Here is a 15,384-nt window from a genome sequence, read left to right on the forward strand (position 1 = left end):
CACTCAGGGGGAGTAGGAATCTATGCCCCATCCAGCATGTATAATCATAGGTACTACTCTCCCCCTGCTATTCATCGCCAAGAAATCTTTTTGTCCCGTTTCCGCGAAGTTCTGTCGTCTCTCGAGGGACATGTTCTAACTCTCCATCTGCATGAATATACCACCATTCTGGGAGCATCGATAGCCCCCCCTGTGGGTTTGGGCTGAAACACTCTTCCGGAAAGTTAGGTAATCCGTCTATCGCGCCTTCCAAATCATCGGGCCATGATATATCTGCGGAATGTTGGCGCAGAATGAGGTAAGTAGCTCCAGCGATATCCATCGGGGGCGTTGGGATTCGTGGCAGATCTGGATAGTCATCGTACAACCGTCCCTGATCAGGAATATCGTAGGCTTGCTCTAAGATATCTATATCGATAGCACGGGGGGTATGTTGAACGTGAAAGACTGGATGATCTGGTTGTGGTTCCCACTCGAAGTCGAAATGGAAACCATGCCGAATCTCTGCAGGAATCTTTCCTGATTCTTGGTCTCGTTCGCCCGTTATCTTGAGATAGGTGATTCGAGCGGTCGACTTTTCGATTACGAATTTCGGCTCACCTTCTTGATCGGGTTCACGAACTCCCACCTTTTGCTCGAATCGGGCACAGATATGAAGTCGGTGAACGTCGGAATTAGAGGGGTACGCCATACCCGTGAATCTGTGAAATGAACCAGGAGGGCTGATTATCTCAACTAAATTTTTCTTCGAATCGAAATCCATATCGACCGGCTCACCACTCCCTGGCACAGAGGGGCCAACGACATTATCGAGGTTACCGAAATAGGTACTGAAGCAGCTGAAAATCTCGCCAGCGTACCCTTCAGTGGTGGGATCAATTCGAGACCAACTCATGTTTCTCTACTTCATCATCCAGGGTTTGTACTCAGCGTGCTTTGCGACGCTAACCCGGGATCTACTTGCGCCCATCGGGAGCCACCCCCCAGGGTTCTTGGAGTGTGCCTCACAGACCGGTTCCTCCATCATAACACCGTAGAATCGCGCTTCGTGGTCGCCACCCTTTTCGCGGTCCTGGCATGTTGATTGACTAATCTCGTCACACCCGAATCGCTCGAAGAACTCACTTCCATCCGGCAACCCGTCGTCTTCTGGTGTCAAATTGTTCGCTCGAATTTGGTCGATTTTCGGTTTCCACCACCATTTGCCTGCACCACTGAATGGTCCTTGATAAAGTGCGTCAGTAAGCGGCTCATGATACTGCTCGTCTTCGATGAACGTTTGGTGGTCAACGTTTAGGTAGGCAGCAGTCGCTATCGGGTTTAATAGAGCGCCAGGGAATTTCAGCAGTTCGTTATAAATCCAATAACCTAGAAGCGTGATAAATCGACGATCAAACTCGTCTTCTGTGGCATCGGGATCTGCCCCAACGATTGTTCTCGGGTTACCCCAGGCATACTGATCCATCTGTGATCGGACTGTTTCGTCCGCGCGTAATATCTCTGGAATGGGGGAAGTCGATTCGCTTTCCTTTAGCTCCAAGTACGCATCGCGAATCTCTCTAAATCCTCGGGCAACGTTTGCTGTCTCGCTTGCCAGCCATTCAATATCCTTACTCGGATCGAATTTGATTACGTCCTCTTCGTATTCTTCGATTCGTCGTTTTGCCTCGTCTTCATCTTTCCGTTCACGGTGATAGATACAGAGTGGAATGTTTTCATCACTACACATCTGCCGAACATCTTGTCTCCGGACATCGTGTTCATAATATCCGCGTAGATTCTGATCCAAGACGACGAGTAGAGGATAAGTGGGATCTTGGATTTCCTCTTTGAGCGGTTCCAAAACATCAGGTGCTTCAATTAGCGTGTCTGGGTCAAATTCTTCAATTTGAAGGTCGCTACCCTCCGTTGCAGCCTCAAATCCGGTTTTAAATCTGTCACTCCTCTCTTTCACGTCCTCGAACAAGACGATACGTCTATCGTCAAGCGTCATAGTGGATACCGTACCTCGAAGGCCGTGCTATATGCCTCTGGCGCTGCGACCAACTCTATCTCCCCGTCCACATTATCTACGACTCGTTTGACAATGTACAGGCCTAACCCAGCGCCGACGCTTTCCGGACCTCCTGAATCCGTGGTCGAGTACAGCGGATCGAAAATCCGGTCCTCCTCTTCCTCAGGGATACCAGTTCCGTTATCGATGACACGTAGCTTATGGGTATCTGAGGTATTCTCAGCTTCGAACCGGATTTTGTTCCCTTCAGGTGGTGCTGATTCTTCGGAGACGGCCTTAATCGCGTTCGTCAACAGGTTTGTGAGTACCCCAGAATAGAGTGCCACATTCATTTCTGGTCCGGATAGATCGAATTCAATCTCATTCTCTATTTCGATGTTATAAGCGGACAATCTCGATTCGAAGCGGTTGACTACGTGTCGTACTTGCGATTTAGGATTAATTTCCGACTCCTCTTGGCTCGAGAGCCTTTCCATGAAGTTTTCCGCATACCCGAGATGGCTTCTGAAGTCCGACACGAGGCGTTCCGTCTCATCAATTGTCTCTTGCAAATTCTCGCTCCGCTCTTTTTCCGGAATCGACCTCCACTGACGCAAGAGCTCCTCTGCGTTATCGAGAATATTCGACGACTCATGGCTCATGAAGGCCGTGACCGCACCGAGGAGATTCATCGACTCGACCGCTTCACGCGCTTCGCGTTCGGCCTGTACAGACTCGGTGGCAACCTCTTCTATTTCTCTTACCTCAGATACGAGCTCCTCCTTATCATCTGGGTCAATACCGGTGCTCCGTTCGATATCTTCGATTGTGGACTGAGTCTGTTCCCCGAGCTCTGAGCGCTTTCGCTCAGCTCGTTCTATCCGCTGCCGTTTCTGCTCTTGTTTATTGACAATCGACAGGCCCTCAATTGCTCCGCGTATGATGGTCTGCAGTTGATTGAAGCCTTCGTTCTCAATGAACCCCTGTCGATCCATCGCAGGGACGAGCCGTTCCGGTTGTTCTTGGTCGCCACCACGATAGCTGGACACGTTCACCGCCCCCAGAAGGTTGCGCTTTCCTGGAAGCGCAAGCTGGGCTCGAGGAACACTGATGTTTAATTCATTCTCAGGGAACAGGCGCTCCGTTATCGGCGATCGCCACTCTCGCTCACGTCGGGCCTGCGATTCAGAGAGATTCAACCAATCGTTCTCTCTATCACCGTAGGGTGGCATCCGGAATCCCTTATCAATGACTCGCACGCCGCCGTTCTCTTTTAACCACGAGGGGACTGAGCGACCGTCTAGCGTTTCCATACCGCGAAACTGCCCCTGGCTCATGTCGAAGTATCTAATTTCTCCATTCAAATGCGAAATATATGTCTCGTTGAGAGTATACGTAAATTCCCGGTTCTTGTCCGCATTATTCTGGTGTTTGAACCGGTAGAGCACCGTATCTCCATCAAGTTCGATTTCAACTAGCGATGTCCAACGGTCATAGATTTCCTTAGCGGGGCTCTGAGCAACGCTCCCTTCTCCAGGGGGGGCAAAATAGACAGAAAAGCCGGGGTCGCCCTCAGCATCCTCGCTGACTACCTCCGACGGCTCCGGTTCGTACGGGGCAGAAACGATATCCAACACCTCTCCAGATGCCTCTTTGAGTTTCTCCTGTGACCAGTCTTCGCGAAGGTCCGTTATCTGGAGTGTCGTCCCCTCATCATCGCTGCTCGCATCGTCGTACAGGCGATACTCGATTTCCATCTCTCGGAGGCCAGATCCGCTCTCGAATTCCCGCCAGTCGAACTCGGCGACCAAACGCCGGTACTCGTCTTCGGTCGGATCCTTGGCAACTGATTCGAGTTCTAACTCTAGTCCCAGATTACGAACTGCGAAGCGGCCGACGCCCTTGGACCCTGTAACCTCGCGACCGTAGCGTCGTGATTCCGGATTGCGGCTTCGATTCGATGTCGCTATCGTCATCCAGTTTTCGCTGAACTCCCGCTCCGTCATCCCATGCCCGTCGTCCTTGACGACTAGCGTCTCGTTCTCGTTTTCAAGCCAGATGTTGCACTTGGTGGCATCGGCGTCGTATGCGTTTTTGATGAGTTCTGTAAGTGCAACTTGGGTTGATGCGATGAGCCGTTCGCCGAGTTCGGAGAGCAACTGGCTATCGCTAGAGAAACGGGCCTGCTCCCGAGTAATGAGCCCAGATTGCGCCATGGTTAGTTGACCGACCTTGCTGGCGGCTATATAAATAGCTTTCACCCGGACGGGATTCTCTCACTGTCCTTTGTCTGAATCTCTCAGATGGGTCTCCGGTCACACCCCCTATCCAGTCTTTTCCGTTACTGTACTAGGGACACAGACCCGCTCAATCTCACGAACCCTATTCGAGGCCGAGTATGTCTCGAACGGTATCGTCTAGCCTCGAGGAAACATCTTCGACGTCCTGTCCACTATCAAGTCCCTCACAAAGGTCGGAATATGCTGCTGCCAGCCGTTTGGCTTCGTCCCTCGGCAATTCCCTTGTGTCGATTATGGGGACGTCCTTGAGCTCGTTTGGTTCGATTTTATGTAGCCCACGGGCGTACGTCCGTCCACTCCGCTTCGTGATTTCATCGGCGACGCTGCTGTTCAAGTATGCCAACAACGCCTCTACCTCCGTATCGTCGAACCCATCGAGTGTGATATTGTGGAGGTTGTTCAGGGTCCGGATATCAGCCCCATTTCGGATGAACCGAAATCCATCCTTGCTCATGTACGTGGCCACGATGTCCGGGGTTGCCCGCCAATCAACCGCGTACCAGGGGTCACGGTTGTCAGCTAAGTAACTTTTGTCAGCCCCAATCTCACGTCCGTGGTCGAGATACGACTGTAACGCTTCGTCCTCAACGTTTCTGAGCTTCTCATCGTCATCATAGCAGTAGAGCAGCCACACTTCGTCACCACCCTCTCTCCGCGACTCCCAGTGATCGTCGGTGAACTCCAGCTGTTTGAACCCACTCGTCCGGCGGATGAGCCTCGCGAGGTGAGACCGGTCGAGGTTCCACTCTTCAACCTCGCTCTGAGTCAAACAAAAGTAGTCGTTCTTTCCAGTCGCGATACCGCGTTTGATATCCGCCACCTGACGGAAGGGGGTCAGTCCCGGAATTGAATCCACCTCCTCCGGGTTGACGTAGTTCCGCCAGTCGTTTTCAACTAACAGTTCATGCTGGGCAGCTCGATTCACCAGGCCGAACTCGGTCTCCCCCGTCATCGCGCCGTCGACGGCGGCAAGGAGCGTCTCGACGGCGGGCCATTCGTCTACCTTGATGAACGCTGTATCGTGGTCATCACCAATCGCCCGCTTTTCGAGTAGAGTGATGCAGGGCATGACGTCTGCAGCCCCAAACACCGGCGTGTCCAAATCGAGGAAGACGAACGCCTGAATCGCAAAACGGTCGAGCAGAAACGCTCGGAGGGTCTCTCCATAAACGGTATCGAAGAACCGGGACGGAGTGATGAATGCCATCCGCCCCCCTTGCCCAAGGAACTGCTCGGAATGGGCGAAAAAGTACGCGAACAGCGGCGACTGGCCAGTGATGGAGACCCCTGCCTCTGCATCGAGGATTCTATTGTACCGGCCGCGGCCCTCGTCAAGAGCGTGGCTCCGAGAGTACGGCGGATTGGCGACAATCGCATCTACTTCGGGAATCCGTTTCGGGTTCCGCTGGTCGAGACGCGTCGACGAGCCATCGACGAAGGTATCCATATAGTCCGAGTGATGAAAGTTCGGCGACCCATCCCCATTCTCGAGCTTCAACCCTGCAGAGGCCATGACGATCGCTAAAGCGTTTACATCCACGCCCCACATCTCAGTTACCTTGCTGGGCTCCGGGGCTGCCTGCTTCTCGTCGTACATGCAGGCAGTCAACACGCCAGCGCCGATGCCCGGATCGAGCACCTCATCATCGCCAGCAGTCACGGCCCAGGCGGCCATGAATTCGCCCACGTGCCGGGGGGTACGGAACTGCCCTCGTTCCCGGCGAATTTCGGGCGGAACGAGGTTTTCGAATAGCTCGCCGATTGCATCTGTGGGCATTTCGAGGCCACGAACGTGCTTTCGGGTATCCAACAGAGGGGCGAACAACTCCGCGTCGATTCCCTTGACAAGGGTATCGAGCGGGTTCTCGCTGAATGCTTCGTCATCGGTCTCTGCCCCGGCCTGAATCAATTCTGCGTAGATATCGTCGGTCTCAGCGAGCGGCTCCAGTGCTTCCGATTCCTCCTGATAAATCTGATAGAGCGTAGACTTCAGCAACCGGTTGAAGGCCGCGAGATTGCACATGAGTCGGTCCGGATTTCCGGCCCCAGTGACACCGAAGTCGGCCATCCAGTCGTTCACTGACGCTGTCCGGTCGTCGGGAAACTGGAGGTATTCGTAGATTTCACTCCCGACATCCCTTATTTCACCCTCTATCTCCTCTATTCCGTCCGGAGGTGACAGCTGACGGCTCATCTTAGCTGGTGGTTGGTCGGCCCCAATGGTGCATGGATAGAGTAGTTTGACTGTCGGCGCTCCACATCTTCAACCTATCCAACCCGCTTGGAGTCCTGCACTCGCCATGATTTAACCTGGAAAGCAAGGTTAGATTTGCAACGGGTAACCGGACCGATCTGAAAGCTGTGCCCCTTAAATCGGCGGATTTCGTTCCGTCCGCGCCTCCTGAAACAGATCGAGAGAGGTATGTTTTGATAGAGTCACCTGAATCGAAGGTGGCCTCCGGTCGGTGCTCCTCAGGATACACGACTACATACTACTAGGGGGGCATGATAAACCTCCGGAGACGTGCCCTTAGCAAGGTACCGGCAGTGTTGATCCGGAACAACAGGGGTGCTTGCCCTCTTACCACTGTTACAGTGGCAGTACCATCTCTTAATTGAGCTATCAGCACTCATGCTCGCGAAGCCGTTCGCGAGTCCCCATTACCCCACAGGCCGGGCACTGCTCGATAGGCGCGCCGAGGTCCGGCGCCCGCTCTCGCAGTACGGCGCGCAACTCGTCGCGGACTTCAGCATTCCGGGTAAGTCGACTCGCCTTCCGGACTCGCGCCCGGACGAACTGCCAATCCGGCCGGGATCGAGTTCGCTCATGCGAACACCTTGCCAGGCTCCTCACATCCCTCGGCGTGCCTGCCCCCACGCCGGAGCTCGCACAAGTTCTCGCACGTACTCCCACAGCCGAGGCCCCGGCGAAATGCCCGCCTACCAACGACGTTGAGATCCATCCCACGAGGCCCCTATCCGAGACGACGCCTACCGCGGTGGCCACCAATCCAGTGCCGCGTTGTGCTGCTCGATATGTTCATCAGCCACCAGGGACAGCTCCTCTACTTTCTCCCCGTGTCGGCCGGTCAACGAGAGTTGGAGTGACTCACTCGTAGTCTCGAACTCCGGGTTGAGCCATATCCGTCCGGATTCATCGAAGGTCCAGAGCCCGGCGTCGAAGGCCATGTGATGGGTCCAGTCCAGCAGGACGACGTTCTCGATATCTTCGGCCAGCTGCTGGTGGTCGGCCCGGCCGAGGATATGCGAGACGGTAAGCAGGTCCGCGTGTTCGATGCCAGAGAGCGGGCAGCGGTGCTCGAACCGTTCGAAGACGGCCCGTCTGAACTCGGCGCTCACGTGCACCTGCGTCCGGCGCGATTCCGAGAGCGTCCCGGACGTGTCCTCACTCGCTCCGCCTCGGTCTGCCGGCTGTGTCCCGGAGTCAGTGGCCGTTGGTTGCGGGACGGTATCTGGTTCCGTCGCATACTGGAACACTGCGTCCCAATCATCGACGTATTTGGCGAGTGGCCCCGAGTACTGGCCGTCGCCTTCGATCCAGATCTTCTGGTCGCCTTTGGAGTAGGTCTCCTCCTCGATCAGGTGTTGGGTGAGGAAGATGAAATGGTGCTCGTCGGGGTCGAACTCGTGTTTGTCCCAGACGTCGAGCGTGATGTTGACGACCGCTCGCTCGGAGCCCTGCTCGATTTTCTCGACTTCGCGGTTGTAGCGATGCCAGATGTGCTTCTGGCCCTGTTCGTTTTCGTACTCGCGACTTTTGCCTTCGGAGTACCGGACCTTCCCGATGACGCCGGGGTCCTCCCCGAGCTGGAAGTGGAAGATGCGGCCGTCGAGATCCGTATCGATGTAGACCCCTCGCTCTCGGGCTTGTTGCTCCAAAAGTGCCAGCCAGTCCTTCGTCGCTTGCGGTGGCATTGCTGTGTGGTCCGGCGGGAGGTTCATTTCAGTACCGGGCCAGTCGGCTCTACGGCCTTCACCAAGCGAGGTGACCTACTTTGAAACGACCGGGTGGAGAGCTGTCGAACAGCAGTCTTAGCTGCTCTTGTGGGCGATGTGAGTAAGCACATGGATTAAGTGCCGAACGTTGCCTACGACTTGGTATGGGCACGGAGCCACGAGACGTGGGCGACTTCGAGGGCGTCGAGCCTGCCGCCCACCCTGTTGTTCCCGAAGGTGTTCTCCGTGGCATCAACGATCTCGCTGCTGGTCGGACGGTCAGCAACGCAGAACTCGACGACAGCCTCAAGTTCTAATCCCGGGGCTGCTGAGTGCCCCGGATTTCGCTCTCTGACAACTAACGGCGCCTCATTCTTCCCGCCGAGTATGTACGTCGACGGCTGGCGCAGCGGGACCGAGTACAAGGTGCTTGAGCCGTTGCTCCATCGGCTGGGCTTACGGGCACAAGTCAAGCGCAGCGTCGCCCACGACGAGTTCCACGAGCTCGTCCGGCAGCATCATGAGCCGTTCGTCGTCGTCCTGGACGAGGTCGACCGGCTGGAGGCGCAGACGCTGCTGCGCGAACTCATCGAGCATTCCGAGGCGGTTGTGGTCGCGATTACGACCGACGCCGACCGCTGGGTCGGCACGCTCGAGCCACGCCTGCAGTCTCGGGTGACCGACCTCCGGCCGCTGGCGGTCGATGCCTACGACACCGAGACGCTGGCGGATATCCTCAGCCCCCGGGCCGCGCGGGCGTTGGCTGGTGGCGTGGGGCGCGCTGGGGGTGGCGAGTTGCGCTGGAGTGAGGTCGGCGAGTGCTGGTTCCTCGAGGTCCGGGCCAAGAACACCGCTGGGGGTGGGCCGACGGTTCGAGACGCCTGGATGCTCGAGCCGGTCGAGGCCAACGTGCGGCGGGTCTCACGGGAGCGTGGGCGGGGGAGTGGCGCGTCGTGGGTGCAGGCTTCGAAATCGAGTGTGCGCCGGTGGGTGACGGCGGCCGCTGGGGAGGTGGCCGAGGACGCCAGCCAGCCCGAGCGGTGGCGTGAGGTCAGCAGTCACGACCTTCGGCGGTCGTGGGCGACGTACCATCTTGTCGAGCGGCAGACGACGTCCGGACGATGATGGCCATCGGGTGGGGGAGTGAGTAACCTCTCCATCAGACGTTCGTAGCATCCTTTTTTGTGAATGGACAGTGGCCTTCTGGCATGGCATCGGGGCCGGTGAACGAGGATATCGTTGGAGAGGGGGCTGGCCAGATTGAGGTTGTGGACAAGGTGATATTTTATCTGCTATTCGCGACGCCCGGGGCCTCACTGAGGCACCCAAGCGACGCCGTTTCAGATAAAAATCGGGTTGTAAGTAAGCATCTGTTCACAACTACAGAGCGGTCTAAATATGCAGTAGCCATCGCAGTGTTATCTCTGGCGATATGGACGGCGCTATCGATAGCGATACCCATTGACTGGCCAGTACCCTCATTTGGAACTCAACTTGCCGCCTCAGCCGGATTGTTCGTCGTCGCAAGTTCTATTGCATGCGTAATAGGAATAGATGGGGGCCATTCCAACCTCTCGTTCATCGACAGTTCTGATCGCCCCGACATGTTTGACCAGATTGCGACATTTATTGTTTCAGCACCGCTCTTGTTTAGAAATGCTGCGGGTGGATTTGTTGTGGGTGCATCGATCTCTGTTATTCTTTTCCCTATCGGTCTGGAACAATTTGCCAGTGGAATTGTACTCATCTCGATTATTTCGGCCACGCTGTTTGGCGCGTGTTGGGTTCTCCCGTTTACATTCATATCTGGGGAGGTAGACAAACTCGATGAGTGGTATTCTGTTTTTGAGCGGTACGAGAAACTACACGAAGACGCTCAAACACTGGAGCAGCAGTTTGATGGAGACATCACCATTGAGACAGCCGAGTTCAATCCGCGACAGTTCGAGAACTTCGATGGTGCCCGTCGGGTGGTCACACGATTTGAAACCCTCGTCGATGCGTATGACCGGCTTCTGGAGCTCCGAACACAGCGAGCAGAGATGTCTTCGTCTGGTGATTCAAATCTCGCTACGACCCTCATTGAGAGCTACGTACAGTCGTATGATGATGCCGAGAGCGCCACCGAAAGTGTCGATGCACTCGAGGCATGGCTAGACTCGCTCGACAGCTACGCGAGCACATATCAGGATGCCCAGCGCACGGCCTCGGAAACCGGCTTCTCGGAGCATTTCGCTGAAGCGGTTACGTCGCCAGACGCGATTTCAGAGCTGTCATCGCCCGAGGAGGTGCAAGCAGAAGGACAACGCGCCAGCGAGTGGGTCCACCTCTATCGTGAGTATGCACGGGTAGCAGCGCTGCTCGCTTCAAACACCGACGCCCCGAGGGGGCGTGAGCTGACCGCAATCGATGGGATTGGAGAGCAGCGTGCTGAAGCGCTGTCCGAAGTGGGGATTACGGATGGCAGTGACCTCTCTACCGTTGCTCTCTCGACGCTCGTGGACGTCGGTGATATCGGCGAAATCACCGCCTCAAAACTGCAGGCCCGGGCTAAAGGCACGATACATTCGATCCACATCGAGGACCTTCCAGGCGTCGGCTCAGAGACAGCGCGGGCGTTACGCTCGACTGGCTTCCATACCCTCGAATCGATTGCCGAGAGTTCCGAAGCCGAACTGGCAGAGGTCCCTGGAATCGGCTCGGCCAAAGCGTCGCATCTGAAAGCGACCGTCGAGTTCGTTCTGGGAGACGGTGTTCCCGAGTCGCATCGGCAACGGGTGACCGAGCAATATCGTCCCTCGACGACCAATCTCCAGCGGGCCAAATCAGGCCTCGGCCAACTGCGGGCATGGGTTCAGGCGCACGAACGGTATTTTGACCTCCGGCTCAAGGCCTACCAGAGTGGCTCGAAGCTTCCCAGCCCGGCGGGGCAGACGGTCCCGTTCTCAGTGGCTGACGCCGCACCCTGGACCTGCACGACGGTCGGCGACGCACAAGCGGCGCTTGACGAGCTTGACACGGTAATTACGTCACTCGGGCAGTACCAGACCGCGCGGAATCGGCTTGAGGCAGTGAGTGCTGAATCCTCGGACGGGGCGGCATCCGAGATACTGCAGGCAGTGGAGACCCAGCTTTGGACGGCCGAGTTGCCTGACGAGCTCCCCGCGATATCCGCACGTCTGGCGACTGCTGAGCGTCATCTCGACCTCGGCCGCGAGGTGATCAACGCGATGGAGCAGTATCCAGACTACCCGTTCGACAGCCTTGTTGAGGCACTGATTTCGTCGGTCGAATCCGAGTCGCGGGCCGAGGACTCTGTGGCGGAGCTTCGCACCCTCGTTGAGAGCTCGGTGCAGGTCCTCGAGTATCTTCAGACGGTCGACCCCACCCACCCCGCAATTGAGGCCGAGCAGTGGCAGCGGACGATTCGCACGGCGCTCGAGGAGCGGTTCCCGGATTCCGTGATTCCGGTTCAGAAGCAGGTGCAGCGGCTCAAATCCTCCCGCTGGACCCGAACGCAACTCAACGACCTCGATTGGGCTGAGTTCGAGGTGATTATTGCAGCCCTGTTCGACGCCCGTGGATACGAGACCGAAGTGACCGCCGGGACGAAAGACCTCGGCGTCGACGTGTGGGCCGAGGCTGGCGACGAACGGATCGCGATTCAGGCAAAGCACTTCACGGACGGGAATACCGTTGGCCGGGAAACGCTGCAGAAGCTCTCGAGTACGCTCGCGAAAGGCGATGCAGACCGGGCGATCGTGGTGACCAGTTCGTCCTTCGCGTCGACAGCCGAGCAATATGCGGCGGACTTCCCGCAGGGGCTCGAACTGATGGACGGGGATGACCTGCTTCGGGCGCTGAGCGAATCTGGCGTGCCGCCGCCTGTCTAAGTTGAACGTCCGGCCCAGAAGTACTGATTGCTGGTATTTTTCTCCATCCTATCCAACACCCGACGCCCTCGCGCAAGTACTCCTCGGCCGCCGCTTCGGGTATGGCGACCAGCAGACGCCGCACGACCGACCGCAATTCCGTCCCAACCTTGTCTGGGTCCTCCTGGACCGCTCCGGGAGCGACCAGCCGATTGCCACGCTCAAGGCGCTGGCCGCAGCGAAAGAATCTGGAAATCTGGAAATTGACGACATAGCGTTATATCAGCCGCCAGTGTTCGACCCGACCCGGGGACAGTGATGATCCGTGATGCCAGCTATCTCGACCGCGAGTGGGTCCCCGAGGACCTCCAGCATCGCAACGCAGAGAAGAATGCCCCCCGCAGCGCGCTGAGCCCGCTCGTCGACGATAGCAGTTGGAGTGCGCTCGGGCAGGTACTCATCAAGGGGCCCTCCGGGGCCGGGAAGACCGCACTCTCGCCGTACAGCGGGCTACACTCGGCGGGGACGCTGAAGCGCCCGTATGCCACGTCCATTGTCGTCGCACAGATTTCGCACATTGTGTCCGATTGGTGCATACCATTTTTGTCGACATATCGCCCTACAACGGGTCCGACTGGGTAGGGTACACCTCACTGCCCCCTCACCTGACGGCACGAGGAGGCGGGAGGCCGTTGCCCCACGGCAACGAAGCCCCCTACGGGTTCAGGAACAGGACCGACCCCAGCACGGAGAGTCCCACGATGGACAGAATCGTATAGGCAGCCACCTGTGCATCGTAAACGCCGGGCTCACGATTCCCGAAGTGCTGGTGCTTCTTGAACACCAACTCAAAGAGCGTGACCCCCCCGGAGAGGGCGTTCTCGATAATCGAAGCGAGCCGGCTCGCCAGTTCGGCCAATTGCCCCACCTCCGCCTCCACAGGAGAGGCGGAGTCCGAGGGGTCACCATCCCTGCTCGCCTGGAACAGACCCGGAAGCCCGAGGAGGCCACCGATGATGGCAACGATTCCTGCAAGCACGACGAACTCCTCGAAGACCGGTTTGGCCCGGAGGAATGGGAGGTTGAACGGCTCATGCGGGAGAACGACATAGAACAACAGTAGGGCTCCGCCGAAGCCCCACACGATTGCAGCCTGCGGCCTGAGCCCTTCGGCCAGGCAATACAGGATCAGGACGGCCATGATTCCCAGTATCGCACCGTCTTGAGCGAGTGCTTCCAGTAGCACGGGTTCTCCCCAGACCGATTCAAGGGGTATGCGTGTTTATATCTAACGTGGTAAATCTCCGGGGCTTTTTGCCGCCGATGTCCACGCTACGCGCCGCCTTCATCGCCGGTGGCACCGGCACCAGCACCGGAATCAGTAGCTCCGAGTCGTCATGCTCGGCCTGGAACGCACCACAAATCGCCAGAGCGGTGTGTCGCTCGGCCGCGGACCGTGTCGGCTGGGTATAGCCACTCAGTTTCCATCATGCCCGCCCCCGCGTGCAGTCATGCTGCTCGAGCCGCTCCCGTGTCCCGAGCACCCCACATGCCGGGCACTGCTCGATGGGCGCGCCGAGGTCCGGTGCCAGCTCACCCAGCACGGCCCGCAACTCGTCGCGGGCCTCGGGATGGCGCGTGAGCCGACTGGCCTTCCGGACCCGTGCCCGGACGAACTGCCAGTCCGGCTCGGGCTCGAGCTCACTCATGCGAATACCTCGCCGGGCTCCTCGCAGCCCTCGGCGTGGGCGTCCCCACGCCGGAGTTCGCGCACGCTCTCGAATTCGGCGCCGCAGCCGAGGCACCAGCGAATTACCTCTCCTCCCAACGAGATCCAGAATAATGCCACGAGCCCCTTCCCAGAGACGACGCCTACCGCGGCGGCCACCAGTCCAGTGCCGCGTTGTGCTGCTCGATATGTTCATCAGCCACCAGGGACAGCTCCTCTACTTTCTCCCCGTGTCGCCCGGTCAAGGAGCGCTGGAGTGACTCACTCGCCGTCTCAAACTCTGGGTTGAGCCAGATGCGTCCGGATTCATCGAAGGTCCAAAGGCCGGCGTCGAAGGCCATGTGATGGGTCCAGTCCAGCAGGACAACGTTCTCGATATCTTCGGCCAGCTGCTGATGGTCGGCCCGACCGAGGATATGCGAGACCGTGAGCAGGTCCGCGTGTTCGATTCCAGACAGCGGGCAGCGGTGCTCGAACCGTTCGAAGACGGCCCGTCTGAACTCGGTGCTCACGTGCACCTGCGTCCGGCGCGATTCCGAGAGCGTCCCGGACGTGTCCTCGCGCACTCCGCCCTGGTCTGCCGGCTGCGTCTCGGAGTCAGTGGCCGTTGGTTGCGGGACGGTATCTGGCTCCGTCGCATACTGGAACACTGCGTCCCAATCATCGACGTATTTGCCGAGTGGGCCAGAGTACTGGCCCTCGCCTTCGATCCAGATCTTCTGGTCGCCTTTGGAGTAGGTCTCCTCCTCGATTAGCTGCTGGGTGAGGAAGATGAAATGGTGCTCGTCCGGGTCGAACTCGTGCTTGTCCCAGACGTCGAGCGTGATGTTGACGACCGCTCGTTCAGCGCCCTGCTCGATCGCTTCGACCTCTCGGTTGTATCGATGCCAGATGTGCTTCTGGCCCTGTTCGTTCTCGTACTCGCGGCTCTTTGCCTCAGAGTACCGGACCTTCCCAATCACTCCTGGGTCCTCCCCGAGCTGGAAGTGGAAGATGCGTCCGTCGATGTCGGTGTCGATGTAGACTCCTCGCTCTCGGGCTTGTTGTTCCAATAGCGACAGCCAGTCCTTCGTCGCTTGCGGTGGCATTGGCGTGTAGTCCGGTGGAGGGGTAATTGCAGTACCGGGGCAGTCAGTTCTTCGACGTTCACCAATCTAAGAGTCCTCGTTGAGATTCACCATCTCGGCCCGCCTAGAACCATCGCCGGACTGGTATGCTACCCCCACCGTATCCAAGGCCCTGTACCGATATCTGCGGGTAGTTTCAGCACTCGAGACGTCCTTTGTCACCGTTATGTCTGACGCTTTACTTTCACCGCACTTACCCACTACTTACCAGGATTTAGTCCGCATGTACTTATGCGAAGCCGTGACAAGTGAGTTAACGTACGGATTCGTCCGATAAGATTGGACGATGCCAGAAGACATATACGAGCAAATCCCGAACCTATTTACCCGCTCCAGACTGGGTGACAGGTAATCGGGAGTCAGGCAATCAAGACGGCTGGCCACCGTCCGGACATGAGGTGTCCAG

The 15,384-nt window shown here is 57.6% G+C and carries 11 protein-coding genes; 3 read left to right on the forward strand and 8 right to left on the reverse strand.

Annotated elements, in window-relative coordinates:
• Positions 1-67: 67 nt before the first annotated feature.
• From P2T62_RS06705 to P2T62_RS06725, 5 genes are all read right to left on the reverse strand, one after another.
• Positions 68-895: a hypothetical protein gene (locus P2T62_RS06705; RefSeq protein ID WP_276260625.1), complete on the reverse strand. Its 828-nt coding sequence runs from the start codon at positions 893-895 to the stop codon at positions 68-70.
• A gap of 6 nt (positions 896-901) precedes the next feature.
• Positions 902-1,993, reverse strand: a complete 1,092-nt coding sequence (locus P2T62_RS06710) for a hypothetical protein (RefSeq protein WP_276260626.1) — start codon at positions 1,991-1,993, stop codon at positions 902-904.
• A complete protein-coding gene (locus P2T62_RS06715) occupies positions 1,990-4,209 on the reverse strand; it encodes a sensor histidine kinase (RefSeq protein ID WP_276260627.1) in 2,220 nt (739 codons plus the stop codon). The genes P2T62_RS06710 and P2T62_RS06715 overlap by 4 nt, the downstream gene beginning before the upstream one ends.
• A gap of 166 nt (positions 4,210-4,375) precedes the next feature.
• Positions 4,376-6,487, reverse strand: a complete 2,112-nt coding sequence (locus tag P2T62_RS06720; protein WP_276260628.1) for an N-6 DNA methylase family protein — start codon at positions 6,485-6,487, stop codon at positions 4,376-4,378.
• Positions 6,488-7,284: 797 nt separating this feature from the next.
• On the reverse strand, positions 7,285-8,229 hold the full coding sequence (locus P2T62_RS06725; RefSeq protein WP_276260629.1) for an HNH endonuclease: 945 nt from the start codon (positions 8,227-8,229) through the stop codon (positions 7,285-7,287).
• Positions 8,230-8,414: 185 nt separating this feature from the next.
• Between P2T62_RS06725 and P2T62_RS06730 the strand changes: the two genes are divergently transcribed.
• The 3 genes from P2T62_RS06730 to P2T62_RS06740 all read left to right on the forward strand — a co-directional run bounded on the left by P2T62_RS06730 (position 8,415) and on the right by P2T62_RS06740 (position 12,143).
• Complete coding sequence (locus P2T62_RS06730; RefSeq protein WP_276260630.1) at positions 8,415-8,567, forward strand: hypothetical protein; 153 nt, start codon at positions 8,415-8,417, stop codon at positions 8,565-8,567.
• A gap of 70 nt (positions 8,568-8,637) precedes the next feature.
• On the forward strand, positions 8,638-9,375 hold the full coding sequence (locus P2T62_RS06735) for a Cdc6/Cdc18 family protein (RefSeq protein WP_276260631.1): 738 nt from the start codon (positions 8,638-8,640) through the stop codon (positions 9,373-9,375).
• Positions 9,376-9,458: 83 nt separating this feature from the next.
• Complete coding sequence (locus P2T62_RS06740) at positions 9,459-12,143, forward strand: restriction endonuclease (protein ID WP_276260632.1); 2,685 nt, start codon at positions 9,459-9,461, stop codon at positions 12,141-12,143.
• Between the two features lie 694 nt (positions 12,144-12,837).
• On the opposite strand, the gene P2T62_RS06745 is transcribed toward P2T62_RS06740, so the two are convergent.
• The 3 genes from P2T62_RS06745 to P2T62_RS06755 form a co-directional block, all read right to left on the reverse strand.
• Positions 12,838-13,368: a hypothetical protein gene (locus P2T62_RS06745; protein ID WP_276260633.1), complete on the reverse strand. Its 531-nt coding sequence runs from the start codon at positions 13,366-13,368 to the stop codon at positions 12,838-12,840.
• Between the two features lie 241 nt (positions 13,369-13,609).
• Positions 13,610-13,831 carry a hypothetical protein gene (locus tag P2T62_RS06750; RefSeq protein WP_276260634.1) on the reverse strand — a complete coding sequence of 74 codons (222 nt, stop codon included), beginning with the start codon at positions 13,829-13,831 and terminating at the stop codon, positions 13,610-13,612.
• Positions 13,832-13,994: 163 nt separating this feature from the next.
• Positions 13,995-14,939, reverse strand: coding sequence for an HNH endonuclease (locus tag P2T62_RS06755; protein WP_276260635.1), 945 nt, complete (start codon positions 14,937-14,939; stop codon positions 13,995-13,997).
• Positions 14,940-15,384 lie beyond the last annotated feature (445 nt).

The sequence above is a fragment of the Haloglomus litoreum genome (assembly GCF_029338515.1).
In the GTDB taxonomy this organism is placed as follows: Archaea; Halobacteriota; Halobacteria; order Halobacteriales; family Haloarculaceae; genus Haloglomus; species Haloglomus litoreum.